Origin of the sequence: Pseudescherichia vulneris, assembly GCF_902164725.1 — a bacterium.
Classification (GTDB): domain Bacteria; phylum Pseudomonadota; class Gammaproteobacteria; order Enterobacterales; family Enterobacteriaceae; genus Pseudescherichia; species Pseudescherichia vulneris.
On sequence record NZ_LR607338.1, the window covers coordinates 3,107,872 to 3,124,482 of the forward strand.

The 16,611-nt window shown below is 58.0% G+C and carries 16 protein-coding genes; 8 read left to right on the top strand and 8 right to left on the bottom strand.

The features are described from left to right. The first annotated feature begins 34 nt into the window (after positions 1 to 34). The 5 genes from dnaE to tilS all read left to right on the top strand — a co-directional run bounded on the left by dnaE (position 35) and on the right by tilS (position 8,462). A complete protein-coding gene (gene dnaE, locus FN633_RS12890) occupies positions 35 to 3,517 on the top strand; it encodes a DNA polymerase III subunit alpha (protein ID WP_154057968.1) in 3,483 nt (1,160 codons plus the stop codon). 12 nt (positions 3,518 to 3,529) lie between these two features. Next, entirely contained in the window at positions 3,530 to 4,489 is a 960-nt protein-coding gene (gene accA, locus FN633_RS12895; RefSeq protein WP_144819369.1) for an acetyl-CoA carboxylase carboxyl transferase subunit alpha, read from the top strand. Between the two features lie 96 nt (positions 4,490 to 4,585). Next, positions 4,586 to 6,724, top strand: coding sequence for a lysine decarboxylase LdcC (locus FN633_RS12900; RefSeq protein WP_154057969.1), 2,139 nt, complete (start codon positions 4,586 to 4,588; stop codon positions 6,722 to 6,724). Positions 6,725 to 6,780: 56 nt separating this feature from the next. Beyond that, complete coding sequence (locus tag FN633_RS12905) at positions 6,781 to 7,173, top strand: VOC family protein (protein ID WP_154057970.1); 393 nt, start codon at positions 6,781 to 6,783, stop codon at positions 7,171 to 7,173. Further along, positions 7,170 to 8,462 (top strand): tRNA lysidine(34) synthetase TilS, encoded by a 1,293-nt coding sequence (tilS, locus tag FN633_RS12910; RefSeq protein WP_154057971.1) that lies wholly within the window; start codon positions 7,170 to 7,172, stop codon positions 8,460 to 8,462. Before FN633_RS12905 ends, tilS begins: the two co-directional genes overlap by 4 nt. Before the next feature lie 29 nt (positions 8,463 to 8,491). Here tilS and rof read toward each other — a convergent pair whose 3' ends face one another. Together rof and FN633_RS12920 are read right to left on the bottom strand one after the other, a co-directional pair. Further along, complete coding sequence (gene rof / locus FN633_RS12915) at positions 8,492 to 8,752, bottom strand: Rho-binding antiterminator (protein ID WP_154057972.1); 261 nt, start codon at positions 8,750 to 8,752, stop codon at positions 8,492 to 8,494. Beyond that, positions 8,739 to 8,939, bottom strand: a complete 201-nt coding sequence (locus FN633_RS12920) for a YaeP family protein (RefSeq protein WP_042390653.1) — start codon at positions 8,937 to 8,939, stop codon at positions 8,739 to 8,741. The genes rof and FN633_RS12920 overlap by 14 nt, the downstream gene beginning before the upstream one ends. A 159-nt stretch (positions 8,940 to 9,098) precedes the next feature. Between FN633_RS12920 and FN633_RS12925 the strand changes: the two genes are divergently transcribed. Continuing rightward, the gene (locus FN633_RS12925) at positions 9,099 to 9,644 is read left to right on the top strand and encodes a YaeQ family protein (protein ID WP_154057973.1); all 546 of its coding nucleotides are present in this window, start codon (positions 9,099 to 9,101) and stop codon (positions 9,642 to 9,644) included. Continuing rightward, positions 9,641 to 10,060 carry an alternative ribosome rescue aminoacyl-tRNA hydrolase ArfB gene (arfB, locus tag FN633_RS12930; protein ID WP_042390657.1) on the top strand — a complete coding sequence of 140 codons (420 nt, stop codon included), beginning with the start codon at positions 9,641 to 9,643 and terminating at the stop codon, positions 10,058 to 10,060. The genes FN633_RS12925 and arfB overlap by 4 nt, the downstream gene beginning before the upstream one ends. Positions 10,061 to 10,103: 43 nt before the next feature. Here the strand turns inward: arfB and proS are convergent, their stop codons facing one another. The 6 genes from proS to metN form a co-directional block, all read right to left on the bottom strand. After that, complete coding sequence (gene proS, locus FN633_RS12935) at positions 10,104 to 11,822, bottom strand: proline--tRNA ligase (protein ID WP_154057974.1); 1,719 nt, start codon at positions 11,820 to 11,822, stop codon at positions 10,104 to 10,106. Positions 11,823 to 11,934: 112 nt separating this feature from the next. After that, the gene (gene tsaA / locus FN633_RS12940; RefSeq protein WP_154057975.1) at positions 11,935 to 12,642 is read right to left on the bottom strand and encodes a tRNA (N6-threonylcarbamoyladenosine(37)-N6)-methyltransferase TrmO; all 708 of its coding nucleotides are present in this window, start codon (positions 12,640 to 12,642) and stop codon (positions 11,935 to 11,937) included. Further along, positions 12,639 to 13,046, bottom strand: a complete 408-nt coding sequence (rcsF, locus tag FN633_RS12945) for an Rcs stress response system protein RcsF (protein ID WP_103820625.1) — start codon at positions 13,044 to 13,046, stop codon at positions 12,639 to 12,641. The genes tsaA and rcsF overlap by 4 nt, the downstream gene beginning before the upstream one ends. A gap of 107 nt (positions 13,047 to 13,153) precedes the next feature. After that, positions 13,154 to 13,969: a MetQ/NlpA family lipoprotein gene (locus tag FN633_RS12950; RefSeq protein ID WP_154057976.1), complete on the bottom strand. Its 816-nt coding sequence runs from the start codon at positions 13,967 to 13,969 to the stop codon at positions 13,154 to 13,156. Between the two features lie 43 nt (positions 13,970 to 14,012). Beyond that, entirely contained in the window at positions 14,013 to 14,666 is a 654-nt protein-coding gene (locus FN633_RS12955) for a methionine ABC transporter permease MetI (RefSeq protein WP_042390667.1), read from the bottom strand. After that, positions 14,659 to 15,690 (bottom strand): methionine ABC transporter ATP-binding protein MetN, encoded by a 1,032-nt coding sequence (gene metN / locus FN633_RS12960; protein ID WP_154057977.1) that lies wholly within the window; start codon positions 15,688 to 15,690, stop codon positions 14,659 to 14,661. The genes FN633_RS12955 and metN overlap by 8 nt, the downstream gene beginning before the upstream one ends. Positions 15,691 to 15,876: 186 nt before the next feature. Here metN and gmhB point away from each other — a divergent pair, with 186 nt between their 5' ends. After that, positions 15,877 to 16,443 carry a D-glycero-beta-D-manno-heptose 1,7-bisphosphate 7-phosphatase gene (gene gmhB / locus FN633_RS12965; protein WP_154057978.1) on the top strand — a complete coding sequence of 189 codons (567 nt, stop codon included), beginning with the start codon at positions 15,877 to 15,879 and terminating at the stop codon, positions 16,441 to 16,443. The last annotated feature ends 168 nt before the right edge of the window (positions 16,444 to 16,611 follow it).

Below are 16,611 nucleotides of genomic sequence, written 5' to 3' on the forward strand. Positions count from 1 at the left end.
GCAGCTTGAAGGATGAAGAGTATAGGAAGATAAGATGGCTGAACCACGTTATGTCCACCTGCGGGTGCACAGCGACTACTCCATGATCGATGGGCTGGCTAAGACCGGGCCGCTGGTAAAAAAGGCGGCCGCGTTGGGTCAGCCTGCGCTGGCGATCACCGATTTTACCAACCTCTGCGGTCTGGTTAAGTTCTACGGAACGGGCCACGGGGCAGGGATTAAGCCAATCGTTGGGGCGGATTTTCACGTCCAGAGCGATATCATGGGCGACGAGTTTACCCAAATTACGGTGCTCGCGGCCAACAACACCGGCTACCAGAACCTGACGCTGCTTATCTCTCGCGCCTACCAGCGTGGCTACGGCGCGCTGGGGCCGTGGATCGACCGGGAGTGGCTGGCGGATCTGGGCGAAGGGCTGATCCTGCTCTCCGGCGGACGCATGGGTGACGTAGGCAAAAGTCTGCTGCGCGGCAATGCGGCGCTGGTGGATCAGTGCGTAAGCTTCTATGAAACCCACTTCCCGGATCGCTTCTATCTGGAGCTGATCCGCACCGGTCGTCCTGACGAAGAGAGCTATCTGCACGCGGCGGTTGAGCTGGCTCAGGAGCGTGGTCTGCCGGTCGTGGCGACCAACGACGTCCGCTTTATCGACAGCGGCGATTTTGACGCCCACGAAATTCGCGTGGCTATTCACGACGGTTTTACCCTCGACGATCCCAAGCGCCCGCGCCTCTATTCGCCGCAGCAGTATATGCGCAGCGAAGAGGAGATGTGCGAACTCTTCTCCGACATTCCGGAAGCACTGGAGAACAGCGTCGAGATCGCCAAACGCTGCAACGTTACCGTGCGTCTCGGCGAATACTTCCTGCCGCAGTTCCCTACCGGCGACATGACCACGGAAGATTTCCTGGTCCTGAAGTCGAAAGAGGGGCTGGAGGAGCGTCTGGAGTTCCTCTTCCCGGACCCGGCGGAGCGCGCCGAGAAGCGCCTGGCGTATGACGAGCGCCTCGACGTTGAGCTGAAAGTGATCAACCAGATGGGCTTCCCGGGCTACTTCTTGATCGTGATGGAGTTTATCCAGTGGTCGAAGGATAACGGTGTCCCGGTAGGGCCAGGGCGTGGTTCCGGCGCGGGATCGCTGGTGGCCTATGCGCTGAAGATCACCGACCTCGATCCGCTGGAGTTTGACCTGCTGTTCGAACGCTTCCTGAACCCGGAGCGTGTCTCAATGCCTGACTTCGACGTTGACTTCTGCATGGAGAAACGCGACCAGGTTATCGACCACGTGGCAGAGATGTACGGTCGCGAGGCGGTGTCGCAGATTATCACCTTCGGTACGATGGCGGCGAAAGCGGTTATCCGCGATGTGGGCCGCGTGCTGGGCCACCCCTATGGCTTTGTGGATCGCATCTCCAAGCTGGTGCCGCCGGATCCGGGCATGACCCTGGCGAAAGCCTTTGAGGCCGAGCCGCAGCTGCCGGAGATCTACGAGGCCGATGAAGAGGTCAGAGCCCTCATCGACATGGCGCGCAAGCTGGAAGGGGTAACGCGTAACGCCGGTAAGCACGCCGGTGGGGTGGTGATCGCGCCAACCAAAATTACCGATTTTGCGCCGCTCTACTGCGATGAAGCCGGGCAGCATCCGGTTACCCAGTTTGATAAGAATGACGTGGAGTACGCAGGACTGGTGAAGTTCGACTTCCTCGGCCTGCGTACGCTAACGATCATCGACTGGGCGCTGAAGATGATCAACCCGCGCCGGGCGAAGCAGGGGCTGGAGCCGATTGATATCGCCGCGATCCCTCTCGACGACAAGAAAAGTTTTGATATGCTGCAGCGCTCGGAGACCACTGCGGTCTTCCAGCTTGAATCCCGCGGCATGAAGGATCTGATTAAACGCCTGCAGCCTGACTGTTTCGAAGATATGATCGCCCTGGTGGCCCTGTTCCGTCCTGGTCCGTTGCAGTCCGGGATGGTAGATAACTTCATCGACCGTAAGCACGGCCGGGAAGCGATCTCCTATCCTGACGTGCAGTGGCAGCACGAGTGCCTGAAGCCGGTGCTGGAGCCGACCTATGGCATCATCCTCTACCAGGAACAGGTGATGCAGATTGCCCAGGAGCTCTCCGGCTATACGCTGGGCGGCGCGGACATGCTGCGCCGTGCGATGGGTAAGAAGAAGCCGGAAGAGATGGCCAAGCAGCGCTCGGTCTTTGAAGACGGGGCGAGAAAGAACGGTATTGACGGTGAGCTGGCGATCAAAATCTTTGACCTGGTAGAGAAATTTGCCGGCTACGGATTTAACAAATCGCACTCCGCTGCCTATGCTTTGGTGTCGTATCAGACGCTGTGGCTGAAGGCCCACTATCCCGCTGAATTTATGGCGGCGGTAATGACGGCGGATATGGACAACACCGAGAAGGTGGTCGGGCTGGTGGATGAGTGCTGGCGGATGGGGTTAAAGATCCTGCCGCCGGATATTAACTCCGGGCTGTACCATTTTCACGTTAACGACGACGGTGAGATTGTCTACGGGATCGGCGCAATCAAGGGCGTAGGTGAAGGCCCGATTGAAGCCATTCTGGAGGCGCGAAATAAAGACGGCTACTTCCGTGAGCTGTTCGACCTTTGCGCACGCACTGACACCAAAAAGCTCAACCGTCGGGTGCTGGAGAAGCTGATTATGTCCGGGGCGTTTGACCGCCTCGGGCCGCACCGCGCCGCGCTGATGAACTCGCTGAACGATGCGCTGAAAGCCGCCGATCAGCATGCGAAGGCCGAGGCAATCGGTCAGGCGGATATGTTCGGCGTGCTGGCGGAGGAGCCAGCGCAGATCGAGCAGTCCTACGCCAACTGTCAGCGCTGGCCGGAGCAGGTGGTGCTGGACGGGGAACGTGAAACGTTGGGGCTCTACCTGACGGGTCACCCGATTACCCAGTATTTAAAAGAGATTGAGCGCTATGTCGGCGGGCTTCGGCTCAAAGACATGCACCCGACAGAGCGTGGTAAGATCACCACCGCTGCGGGGCTCGTCATTGCGGCGCGGGTTATGGTCACCAAGCGCGGCAATCGTATCGGTATCTGTACGCTGGATGACCGTTCCGGCCGTCTGGAGGTGATGTTATTCACCGACGCGCTGGATAAATACCAGCAATTGCTGGAAAAAGACCGCATACTCATCGTCAGCGGACAGGTCAGCTTTGATGACTTCAGCGGGGGGCTTAAAATGACCGCCCGCGAAGTGATGGACATTGACGAAGCCCGGGAAAAATATGCTCGCGGGCTTGCTATCTCGCTGACGGACAGGCAAATTGATGACCAGCTTTTAAACCGACTCCGTCAGTCTCTGGAACCCCATCGTTCGGGAACAATTCCAGTGCATCTCTACTACCAGAGAGCGGATGCGCGCGCCCGGTTGCGCTTTGGTGCAACATGGCGTGTCTCTCCGAGCGATCGTTTACTTAACGATCTGCGTGGCCTGGTTGGCCCGGAGCAGGTGGAACTAGAGTTTGACTAATACAGGAATACTATGAGTCTGAATTTCCTTGATTTCGAACAGCCGATCGCCGAGCTGGAAGCGAAAATCGATTCCCTGACGGCAGTGAGCCGCCAGGATGAAAAACTGGATATTAACATCGACGAAGAGGTGCATCGTCTGCGCGAAAAAAGCGTAGAGCTGACGCGTAAAATCTTTGCCGATCTCGGCGCATGGCAGGTCGCGCAACTGGCGCGCCATCCACAGCGTCCGTACACCCTGGATTATGTCCGCCTGGCGTTTGATGAGTTCGACGAGCTGGCCGGGGACCGCGCCTACGCAGACGATAAAGCCATTGTGGGCGGTATCGCGCGTCTGGACGGGCGTCCGGTGATGATCATTGGTCATCAGAAAGGGCGTGAAACCAAAGAAAAAATCCGCCGTAACTTCGGTATGCCGGCACCGGAAGGCTACCGCAAAGCGCTGCGCCTGATGGAGATGGCCGAGCGTTTCAATATGCCGATCATCACCTTTATCGACACCCCGGGTGCTTACCCGGGCGTGGGGGCGGAAGAGCGCGGTCAGTCTGAAGCCATTGCCCGCAACCTGCGTGAGATGTCGCGTCTGAACGTGCCGGTGATCTGCACCGTCATCGGTGAAGGCGGCTCCGGCGGCGCGCTGGCTATCGGCGTGGGCGACAAAGTTAACATGCTGCAATACAGCACCTACTCGGTGATCTCTCCGGAAGGCTGTGCGTCTATTCTGTGGAAGAGCGCCGATAAAGCGCCGCTGGCGGCAGAAGCGATGGGTATTATCGCTCCGCGTCTGAAAGAGCTGAAGCTGATCGACTCCATTATTCCAGAGCCGCTGGGTGGCGCGCATCGCAACCCGGAAGCGATTGCCGCGTCGCTGAAAGCGCAGCTGCTGGAAGATCTGGCCGATCTGGACGTGCTGAACAAAGAGGAGCTGCGTGACCGTCGTTACCAGCGCCTGATGAGCTACGGCTACGCCTGATCCCTGTAGAACGCCGGGCGGCGCTCACGCGTGCCCGGCCTACAAAACCCGCTCGCCTCAGCTATGCTTACCTGTGAATTCGCACGGAGGTAAGCATTGAATATCATCGCCATTATGGGGCAGCAGGGCGTTTTTTATAAAGACGAGCCCCTCAAAGAGCTTCATCTTGCGCTGGAGCAGCAGGGTTTCCAGCTCATCTACCCCACCAGCAGTAACGACCTGTTAAAACTCATCGAACACAACCCGCGCATCTGCGGCGTCATCTTTGACTGGGATCGGCATGGCCTGGATCTGTGCAGCGAGATCAACCAGCTCAACGAGTATCTGCCGCTCTACGCCTTTATCAATACCCACTCAACGATGGACGTCAGCGCCCACGATATGCGTATGGCGCTCTGGTTTTTCGAGTACGCGCTGGGCGTAGCCGACAGCATTTCGACGCGTATCCGCCAGTATACTAACGAGTATCTGGATCAGATCACGCCGCCTTTTACCCGCTCGCTGTTCACCTACGTGAAAGAGGGCAAGTACACCTTCTGTACCCCCGGACACATGGCCGGTACCGCCTATCAGAAAAGCCCGGTGGGCTGCCTGTTCTATGACTTTTTCGGCGGCAATACCCTCAAGGCCGACGTCTCGATCTCCGTAACCGAGCTGGGATCGCTGCTCGATCATACGGGCCCGCACCTGGAGGCCGAAGAGTATATCGCCCGCACCTTTGGTGCCGAGCAGAGCTACATGGTGACCAACGGCACCTCGACCTCCAACAAGATTGTTGGCATGTACGCCGCCCCTGACGGCAGCACGCTGCTTATCGATCGCAACTGCCACAAGTCGCTGGCCCACCTGCTGATGATGAGCGACGTGGTGCCAATCTGGCTCAAGCCGGGACGCAACGCGCTGGGTATTTTAGGTGGCATTCCCCGTCGCGAGTTTAGCCATGAGAGCATTACAGAGAAGGTAGCGGCAACGAACGGGGCCAGCTGGCCGGTTCACGCGGTGATCACCAACTCTACCTATGACGGGCTGCTCTATAACACCACCTGGATCAAAGAGACCCTGGACGTGCCGTCGATTCACTTCGATTCAGCGTGGGTTCCCTACACTAACTTCCACCCTATCTACGAGGGCAAGAGCGGCATGAGCGGCGATCGCGTGCCGGGCAAAGTTTTCTTTGAAACCCAGTCGACGCACAAGATGCTGGCCGCGTTCTCCCAGGCATCGCTAATCCACGTTAAAGGCGAATATGACGAAGACACCTTTAACGAAGCCTACATGATGCATACCACTACCTCGCCAAGCTATCCGCTGGTGGCCTCTATCGAGACGGCCGCGGCGATGCTGCGGGGCAATCCGGGTCGGCGGCTGATCAACCGCTCTGTCGAGCGCGCGCTTCACTTCCGTAAAGAGGTGCAGCGGCTGAAAGACGAGGCGGAGGGCTGGTTCTTCGATATCTGGCAGCCGGAGGATATTGAAGAGGCCGACTGCTGGCCAGTTGCACCGGGCGAGGCGTGGCACGGCTTCCGCGAGGCGGATGACGATCATATGTTCCTCGATCCGGTCAAGGTGACTATTCTGACGCCGGGCATGGACGAGCAGGGCAACATGGGTGAGGAGGGCATTCCCGCCGCGCTGGTGGCGAAATTCCTCGACGAGCGCGGCGTGGTAGTGGAGAAGACCGGCCCCTACAACCTGCTGTTCCTGTTTAGCATTGGCATCGATAAAACCCGGGCGATGGGGCTGCTGCGCGGCCTGATGGAGTTTAAGCGCGCCTACGATCTCAATCTGCGGGTGAAGAATATGCTGCCGGACCTCTACGCGGAGGATCCCGACTTCTACCGTAACATGCGCATTCAGGATCTGGCCCAGGGGATACACAAGCTGATCTGCCAACACGAGCTGCCGCGCCTGATGCTCCAGGCCTTCGACGTGCTGCCGCACATGATCATGACCCCGCACCAGGCGTGGCAGCTCCAGGTCAAAGGCGAAGTGGAGACCGTCGAGCTGGAGGCGCTGGTGGGAAGAGTCTCTGCCAATATGATCCTGCCGTATCCGCCGGGCGTGCCGCTGCTAATGCCTGGAGAGATGATCACCGAGCGCAGCCGGGCGGTGCTCGATTTTCTGCTAATGCTCTGCGCCATTGGCCGCCACTATCCTGGTTTTGAAACGGATATCCACGGTGCGAAGCGCGATGAGGACGGCGTTTACCGGGTAAGGGTCTTAAAACAGGCCTGACCCCCTTGCGCAGGGATGCGCAGCGTCGTAACGTTGGCATGAAAAAAGGAGGGGTTATGCTTGGTTTAAAAAAGGTTCACCACATCGCGATCATTGCGACGGATTATGCAAAGAGCAAGGAGTTTTACTGCGACATCTTAGGCTTTACGCTGCAAAGCGAGGCCTATCGTGAAGAGCGAGACTCATGGAAGGGCGATCTGGCGCTGAACGGCGAGTATGTGATTGAGCTTTTCTCTTTTCCTTTCCCCCCCGCGCGGCCCAGCCGTCCCGAGGCCTGCGGCCTGCGCCATCTGGCTTTCAGCGTGGACGACGTAGAGCGGGCGATAACCCACCTGCAACAGCACGGCGTTGAGTGCGAGCCGGTGCGTATCGATCCCTTCACCGGCAAGCGCTTCACCTTCTTCACCGATCCCGACGGTTTACCGCTGGAGCTGTACCAGCAGGAATGACGCCTTCAACGCTTATGCAAAGCCTGCACGCCCGCCGCCGGTTTCTGGTGGCGTTTAGCGGTGGGCTGGACTCCACCGTTCTGCTGCACCAGCTGGTAGAGTGGCGCATGCAGCAGCCTGACGTTTCTCTGCGGGCGATCCACGTTCATCATGGTTTAAGCCCAAATGCCGATGCCTGGGTGGCCCACTGCCAGCGGGTATGCAGCCGCTGGGATGTGCCGTTGAGCGTAGTCCACGTGACGCTGGCGGCGGACGGTTTGGGGATTGAAGGCCAGGCGCGTAAGGCCCGCTATCAGGCTTTTGCCGAGGCGCTGCTACCGGGGGAGGCGCTGCTTACCGCCCAGCATCAGGATGACCAGTGCGAAACGCTGCTGCTGGCCCTGAAGCGGGGCAGCGGCCCGGCGGGGCTGGCGGCCATGCCTGCCGAGCTACCCTTCCACGGCACCCAGCTGCTGCGCCCGCTGCTCAATGAAACCCGTGAAACGCTGGAGCAGTGGGCCTGCGCCCATCGGTTGAGCTGGATCGAAGATGAGAGTAACCAGGACGCCAGCTACGATCGCAACTTTATCCGCCTGGACGTTTTGCCCCTGCTGAAGCAGCGCTGGCCACACTTTGCCAACGCGGCGGCGCGCAGCGCGGCGCTGTGCGGTGAGCAGGAGCAGCTTCTGGACGAGCTGCTGGCAGACGAGCTGGCGGGTCTGGTCAGCATAGAGGGAGCATTAACCGTTGCGCCATTGATGACCGTGAGCAGCAATCGCCGGGCGGCGCTTCTCCGCCGCTGGTTGAGCGGGCTGGGTGCGCCAATGCCATCGCGGGATCTGCTGACCCGCATCTGGCAGGAGGCGATCCTTGCCCGGGAAGATGCATCCCCGCGTCTGGTGCTGGGATCCCATGAGATCCGCCGCTTTCAAGGCCAGCTTTGGTGGGTCAAAAGCACGCCCAGCCAGCGGCAAACCGTTATTAATTGGCCCGCGACATGTGCGCCGCTGACGCTACCCGACGGGCTGGGAGAGCTGGCGCTGGTACCGGGAGAGGATATTCGCCCGCCGCAGCCAGGTGAGCCGGTAACGGTGCGCTTTCATGCGCCTGGGATGCTCTATATTGCAGGACGGCACGGCGGGCGCAAGCTGAAAAAAATTTGGCAGGAGCTGGGGGTCGCCCCCTGGCTACGGGACACCACGCCTATCCTGTTTTACGGCGAAACGCCGATCGCGGCGGCAGGGCAGTTTGTGACGCAGGCAGGGCTGGCGGAAAACGCTGAGGGGTTACGGCTGACGTGGCGGAAATGACGGGCAGCATGCTGCCCGCTGGAACAGGTTTAGGATTCGCTCACCACAACGGTGCCGATATCCGGGTGGCTAAAGCTGGCAATTTTGTCGAGACGGAGTTCACGCGTTTCACCTGCTGCATCAAGGAGCAGGTACTCAACGTTCTTACGCGAGACTAAATCGCTGGCTTTGCCCTTAAGCTCTTCGCCATCTTTCAGCGTCAGCGTCAGTAATAGATGCTGCTGGCAGGCGAGTTCAAGGTTGTCATAGTCATCGCAGTTGATGGGTTGATACGTTTCATTCATTGACATAATCGCTCACCAGTAAGTTCGCGGCAGCATAGGCTGCCTTTTCCCTGACGGGCTCAGGAAGCACATCGTCCGATGCTACTTCATTGAGCGCTTTTAACACGCAGCCCAGCGCATCCGGGATAAACCCTAAGTCTCCGCTGGCAATCTCCGCATACCGCTTGCGTATTAACTCACAATAATTGTCCACATGCCCTCCTGTCAGTGTACCGACTTCACCGTGGGATGTAAGTTTAAGCCTACGAAGATAAACTCTGTTTCGCAAGGTGACTATACCATACTCATCCCGGCAATATCAGCGGGCTGAATGTTTGCTACAATAGGCGCTATTTTGCGAAGGAGCGACAACATGGCATTGAAAGCAACCATTTATAAAGCGACGGTGAACGTGGCCGATCTGGACCGTAACCAGTTTCTTGATGCCACCCTGACTCTGGCGCGCCACCCTTCTGAAACCCAGGAGCGCATGATGCTGCGCCTGCTGGCGTGGATCAAATTTGCCAACGAACGGTTGCAGTTTACCCGTGGGCTGAGTGCGGAAGATGAGCCGGAAGCCTGGCTGCGCAACGATCACCTGGGGATCGACCTGTGGATTGAGCTGGGGCTACCGGAGGAGCGACGCATCAAGAAAGCCTGCACCCAGTCGAAAGAGGTGGCGCTCTTTACCTACAACAGCCGGGCGGCGCAGATCTGGTGGCAGCAGAACCAGAACAAGCTGTCTGGATTCAGTAACCTGAGCATCTGGTATCTCGATGATGAGCAGCTGGCGCAGCTGAGCGCATTTGCCTCCCGCACCATGGTGCTTCAGGCCACTATTCAGGATGGCGCAATCTGGCTCTCGGATGCGGAGAATAACCTGGAGATCCATCTGACAACCTGGCAGAGCGCGGCATGATTGAGATTTCACGCAGCGTTGCCATTCCCGACAGCGAGATCGAGCTGACCGCCATTCGCGCCCAGGGCGCGGGTGGGCAGCACGTGAATAAAACTTCTACGGCGATCCACCTGCGCTTCGATATTAAAGCCTCCAGCCTGCCGGATGCATACAAAGAGCGCCTGCTGGCGGCCAGCCACCATCTCATTACCAGCGACGGCATGGTGGTGATCAAGGCGCAGGAGTACCGCAGCCAGGAGATGAACCGCGAAGCGGCGCTGGCCCGTCTGGTGTCGCTCATTCAGGAGCTGATGGTGGAGCAGAAGAGCCGCCGTCCTACGCGCCCGACGCGGGCATCAAAAGAGCGGCGTCTGGCAACCAAATCGCAAAAGTCGTCGGTAAAGGCGATGCGCGGCAAAGTGCGCGGCGGAGAGTAGGGTAAGCAAGCCCGGCAGACAGCGCCGCCGGGCAGAGCATGGCTTAGCCTTTGATGGCTTTTACCAGATAGTCGAGAATGTCGCCGGTTTTAATCAGCTGCTTCTCGCCGTTGCGACGGTATTTGTATTCGATATCGTCGCTGTCGAGGTTGCGGTCGCCGATCACGATAGTGTGCGGAATACCGATCAGCTCCATATCAGCAAACATCACGCCCGGACGCTCTTTACGATCGTCCATCAGCACCTCAATCCCCTGCGCGTTCAGCTCAGCGTAAAGCTTCTCGGCCAGCTCCTGCACGCGGAAGGATTTATGCATGTTCATCGGCAGAATGGCAACCTGGAACGGCGCAATCGCGTCCGGCCAGACGATACCGCGCTCGTCGTGGTTCTGCTCAATGGCCGCCGCCACTACGCGGGTCACACCGATACCGTAGCAGCCCATGGTCAGGATCTGGTTACGGCCATCTTCACCCTGGACTGACGCTTTCAATGCTTCAGAGTACTTGGTGCCCAACTGGAAGATGTGACCCACTTCGATGCCGCGCTTGATCATCAGCGTACCCTGGCCGTCCGGGCTTGGATCGCCAGCAACCACGTTACGGATGTCGGCCACTTCCGGGGTCGCCACGTCGCGATCCCAGTTGATGCCGAAGTAGTGCTTGCCGTCGACGTTGGCACCCGCAGAGAAGTCGCTCATTACGGCAACGGTACGGTCGATAATCACCGGGATCGGCATGTTCACCGGGCCGAGGGAGCCAGGACCGGCGTTGACGACAGCGCGGATCTCAGCTTCGGTAGCGAAGGTCAGCGGGCTGGCAACCTGCGGCAGCTTCTCTGCTTTCACTTCGTTCAGCTCGTGATCGCCACGCACCAGCAGGGCGACCAGCGGGTAAGCACTGCCCTCTACCGCTTTAACCAGCAGGGTCTTAACGCTCTTTTCAATCGGCAGGTTAAACTGCTCCACCAGCTCGGCGATGGTTTTCGCGTTTGGCGTATCGACCAGGGTCATCTCCTGAGTGGCCGCCGCGCGCGCTTCTTTCGGTGCCAGCGCTTCGGCAAACTCGATGTTGGCCGCGTAGTCAGAGGTGTCGGAGAAGATCACATCATCTTCACCGCTCTGGGCCAGCACCTGGAACTCGTGCGAGGCGTTGCCGCCGATAGAGCCGGTATCCGCCTGCACGGCACGGAAGTCGAGATCCATGCGGCTGAAGATTTTGCTGTAGGCAGCGTACATCGCGTCGTAGGTCAGCTGCAGCGATTCCTGTGAGGTATGGAAAGAGTAGGCGTCTTTCATCAGGAACTCACGGGAACGCATCACGCCAAAGCGCGGACGGACTTCGTCACGGAATTTGGTCTGGATCTGATAGAAGTTCAGCGGCAGCTGCTTGTAGGAGCTCAGCTCGTTACGGATCAGATCGGTAATGACCTCTTCATGCGTCGGGCCGAGAACAAACGGGCGCTCGCCGCGATCGGCAATGCGCAGCAGCTCCGGACCGTACTGCTCCCAGCGACCGCTCTCCTGCCACAGGTCAGCAGGCTGAACCACCGGCATTAACACCTCGATCGCACCGGCGTTGTTCATCTCTTCACGCACGATGTTTTCGACTTTTTTCAGAACGCGCACGCCGGTCGGCAGCCAGGTGTATAACCCGGAGGCCAGCTTGCGGATCAACCCGGCGCGGAGCATCAGCTGGTGGCTGATCACTTCGGCGTCGGCTGGTGTCTCCTTCAGTGTGGAGAGCAGATATTGGCTAGTACGCATGTTATTACGATTCCATTTGGACGATGGGCACAGGCCCAAAGCGGGCCTGACACAAAAAAAAGTGATTCAGTTTACCAGCGAGACAGCTATGTCAAAAGAGAGCGGGCAGAATTTACCGCGCTTCTAGCGCAAAGACCTCAAAGCCCGCGTCGGTCACCCGCCAGCGGACGTTAAAATCGAGCAGCCAGACGGCATACTCCTTGCCTGCCTCTTCCTGCTGGCGATAGGCGGGACGAGGATCCTGCGCCAGCACCTCGACGATAAACTTTCGAAGATGCGGATAGCGCGTCTCCAACTGCGGCAGGCGCTCGGCAAGCTCGGAGGTAAAGCCCACCGGTATGGTGGCCTGCGGTGCCTGCTGGGCGTAGCTGGCTTTGGCCTCGGGCAGCGCTTCGGCAAAGGGCAGGTAGGGTTTGATATCCACCACCGGCGTGCCATCCACCAGATCGAGGCTGCCCAGCTCAAGGATCACCTGCTCACCCTGGCAGCGAATGCCTTTTAGCTCCACCAGTGACATGCCGATGGGATTCGGGCGAAAGGTCGAGCGGGTCGCGAACACCCCCATTCTGGCGTTACCGCCGAGCCGGGGAGGGCGCACCGTGGGCCGCCAGCCGCCCTCCATCGTTTGATGGAAAATAAACAGCAGCCAGAGGTGGCTAAACGCCTCCAGCCCGCGCACCGCATCGGCCTGGTTATAGGGGGCGATGAGATGAAGCTCACCGCCGCCGCTTTTCACCAGCCCCGGCTGACGCGGAACGGCAAACTTCTCTTTATAGGGGGAGCGAATAACGCCTATCTGCGCAAACTGAAAGGTGCTCATTTCGCCGAAACGTTAAGCGCCGATCCGATGCACACGGCCTGGCGATAGCAGCCCGGCGTGCCGCTGGTCACTTCGCAGCTGTGCTGAAGTACCGCGTTGGCTTTCATTTTAGCCGCGTTGATCTGCATACGCTTGCGGGCGGTCGGGATGTTCGGCGGCGAGTCCTGATTGCTTGCCTGGCAGGAGTCACCGGAAACCTCACCCAGATCGCGGAACGTTTTGCCAATCAGCTCTTCCGGATTGGTGATGACTCTGACCGGAGCCGGGGGGGACACTTTCGCTTTCACTGGCTCCGCTTTCGGCGGCGTTGCTGCGTTGCTTTGAACAGGTTCGACGGGAGATCTGCTTAGCATGGAGCAGCCGCTGAGCATGAGTGCCAGTAAACAGATCGGTAAAGCACGCATAGTATTTCCTCAATGAGTGATCAAATTGTCAGTTATTGAACCAGTTGCCTGCATAAATGACAAGGCGGGCTTGCGCCCGCCCTGAATGATATTATACCGAGGAGAGATTACCAGCCTTTAACTGCACCGCCGTTAAAGACCTTGTTCGCCGCCTGGTCAACTTCGTCAGACTGGTAGGCCTGCACGAATTTCTTCACGTTTTCCGCGTCTTTATTATCTTCACGGGTCACGATCATGTTCACGTACGGGGAGTCTTTGTCTTCAACGAAGATACCGTCTTTCGCCGGGGTCAGGTTGATCTGGCTGGCGTAAGTGGTGTTGATCACCGCCAGGGCAATCTGCGCGTCGTCCAGCGAGCGCGGCAGCTGCGGTGCTTCCAGCTCAACAATCTTGAGGTTTTTCGGGTTCTCGGACACGTCCAGAACGGTCGGCAGCAGGCCCACGCCCTCTTTCAGCTTGATCAGACCCTGTTTTTGCAGCAGCAGCAGAGAGCGGCCCAGGTTGGTCGGATCGTTCGGAACCGCAATCTGCGCGCCATCCTGCAGTTCGCTCAGGGCTTTGATCTTCTTAGAGTAGCCCGCGATAGGGTAGACAAAGGTGTTGCCTGCGGAAACCAGCTTATAGCCGCGATCTTTGATCTGCTGATCCAGATACGGTTTATGCTGGAAGGCGTTGGCATCAATATCGCCTTTGCTCAGCGCTTCGTTTGGCAGCACGTAGTCGTTGAAGGTCACCAGTTCAACGTCGAGGCCGTATTTGTCTTTTGCCACTTTCGCGGCCACTTCAGCAACCTGCTGCTCAGCACCCACGATAACGCCGACTTTAATGTGGTTCGGATCTTTTTCATCCTGGCCGCAGCCTACCAATGCCAGAGCACCAATTAGCGCGCCCGCCGCCGCAAAGGTCTTAAATTTGAACACCATGTTATTTCCTTAACTCACTGAGTCGATTGTGTTGTGTACAACGCTATTTATGCGTCACTGCCCGGACGATACGATCGCCAGAGAACTGAATCAGATATACCAGCACAACTAATAATATCAGCACCGTGTTCATTACGGTGGCGTTATAGCCGATATAACCATACTGATAGCCGATCTGGCCCAGGCCGCCTGCGCCGACCGCGCCGCCCATGGCGGAGTAACCCACCAGGGTGATTAACGTAATGGTGGCCGCGTTAACCAATCCCGGCATGGCTTCAGGCAGCAGCACCTTGCGCACGATCTGCATCGGCGTCGCGCCCATAGCACGAGAAGCTTCAATCAGGCCGGTCGGGATCTCCAACAGCGCGTTTTCCACCATACGGGCAATAAAGGGCGCAGCGCCCACGGTCAGGGGCACAATTGCCGCCTGCAGGCCGATGGAGGTGCCGACAATCACGCGGGTGAACGGGATCATCCATACCAGCAGGATAATAAACGGAATGGAGCGGAAGATATTTACCAGCGCAGAGAGAGTGCGGTAGAGCTTCGCGTTCTCAACGATCTGCCCCGGACGGGTCACGTACAACAGCACGCCCACCGGCAGGCCAATCACAAACCCAAAGAAGCCGGAGACAAAGGTCATCGCCAGCGTCTCCCAGACGCCACGCGCCAGTAACCACATCATTGGCTCAGACATAACCCAGTACCTCTACTTTTACATGATGTTCCTGCAGCCAGGCGATGGCGGCCTGGGTATCCTGCTGCGAGCCGTGCATTTCGGTCAGCATAATGCCGAACTTCACGCCGCCGGCGTAATCCATCTGCGCACTGATAATGTTGTTGTTGACGTTGAACCGACGCGCGGTCTCGGAGAGCAGCGGCGCGTCTACCGACTGGCCGGTAAACTCCATGCGCAGCATCGGCACGCTGTCGGCCTCTGCCTCGGCCTTCAGGCGCTGCTGGTAATCTTCCGGAATATCCAGATGCAGCGTGGACTGAATAAACTGCTGGGCCAGCGGCGTCTTCGGATGAGAGAACACTTCGCTGACCGTATCCTGTTCAATTAGCTCGCCGTTGCTGATCACCGCTACGCAGTCACAGATGCGCTTCACGACATCCATCTCATGGGTAATAAGAAGAATGGTTAAGCCGAGACGACGGTTGATATCTTTCAGCAGCTCCAGAATAGAGCGCGTCGTTGCCGGATCCAGCGCGCTGGTGGCCTCATCGCAGAGCAGCACTTTCGGATTGCTTGCCAGCGCACGGGCAATGGCCACGCGCTGCTTTTGACCGCCGGAGAGGTTAGCCGGATAGCTGTCGTGCTTATCGGCCAGGCCGACCAGGTCCAGCAGCTCGATCACGCGACGCTTGATTTCAGCTGCCGGGGTGTTGTCCAGCTCCAGTGGCAGCGCCACGTTGCCGTAGACCGTACGGGACGCCAGCAGATTAAAGTGCTGGAAAATCATGCCAATTTGGCGGCGTGCGCGGGTAAGCTGCGCTTCCGACAGGGTCGTCAGCTCTTCGCCGCCCACCTGGACGCTGCCCTGGGTTGGGCGCTCAAGCAGGTTGACGCAGCGGATGAGCGTACTTTTACCGGCACCCGATGCGCCGATGACGCCATAAATTTGCCCAGCAGGGACATGCAGGCTGACATTGTTCAGCGCCTGAATGGTGCGGTTCCCCTGCTGGAACACTTTGGTGATATTCGAAAGTTTAATCATTAGAATATTTTTATCGTAAGAGTTAGCCGTGGCATTTTGTTCTGCCAGATACGGGCAGTGACCGTAAACAAAGTGGATGGTAAGGCATCCAGACGTCTAATTCAATGTAACTCGCTCTCATGAGCTCTTTCTTGCCGCGTGAAACATGAGATACTAGCGTGACACGTCTTTTTCAGGAGTAAGCCGGTGGCACAATCAGTACCCGCAATTTTTCTCGATCGTGATGGCACGATTAACGTCGATCATGGTTATGTCCACGAGATTGACGATTTTGAATTTATCGATGGCGTAATAGATGCCATGCGTGAATTAAAATCGATGGGCTTCGCGCTGGTGCTGGTAACCAATCAGTCCGGCATCGCCAGGGGCAAATTTACCGAAGCGCAGTTTGAAACCCTGACCGAATGGATGGACTGGTCGCTGGCGGATCGCGGCGTTGACCTGGACGGCATCTATTACTGTCCTCATCACCCTCAGGGGGCAGTGGAAGCGTTCCGCCAGGAGTGCGACTGCCGTAAGCCGCATCCGGGGATGCTGAACTCCGCACGTGACTTTTTGCATATCGACATGGCCGCCTCTTATATGGTGGGCGATAAAATAGAGGATATGCAGGCAGCGGCAGCGGCTGGCGTTGGCCATAAAGTATTAGTGCGTTCCGGCAAACCGGTTACCCCGGAGGGGGAAAATGCGGCAGATTGGGTGCTTAATAGCCTTGCAGAGCTGCCGGCAATGATTAAAAAGCAGCAAAAGTAGCCGTTATGACGAAAAGATGAGCGGTTGAAATAAAATTGCATTTTTCCGCTTGTCAGCTCCGAATAACTCCCTATAATGCGCCTCCATCGAAACGGCAAACGTGAATCACTTCACGGAAACAGCCGGTCCGGTTGAAGAGAAAAAATTCTGAAATTGAGGGTTGACTCT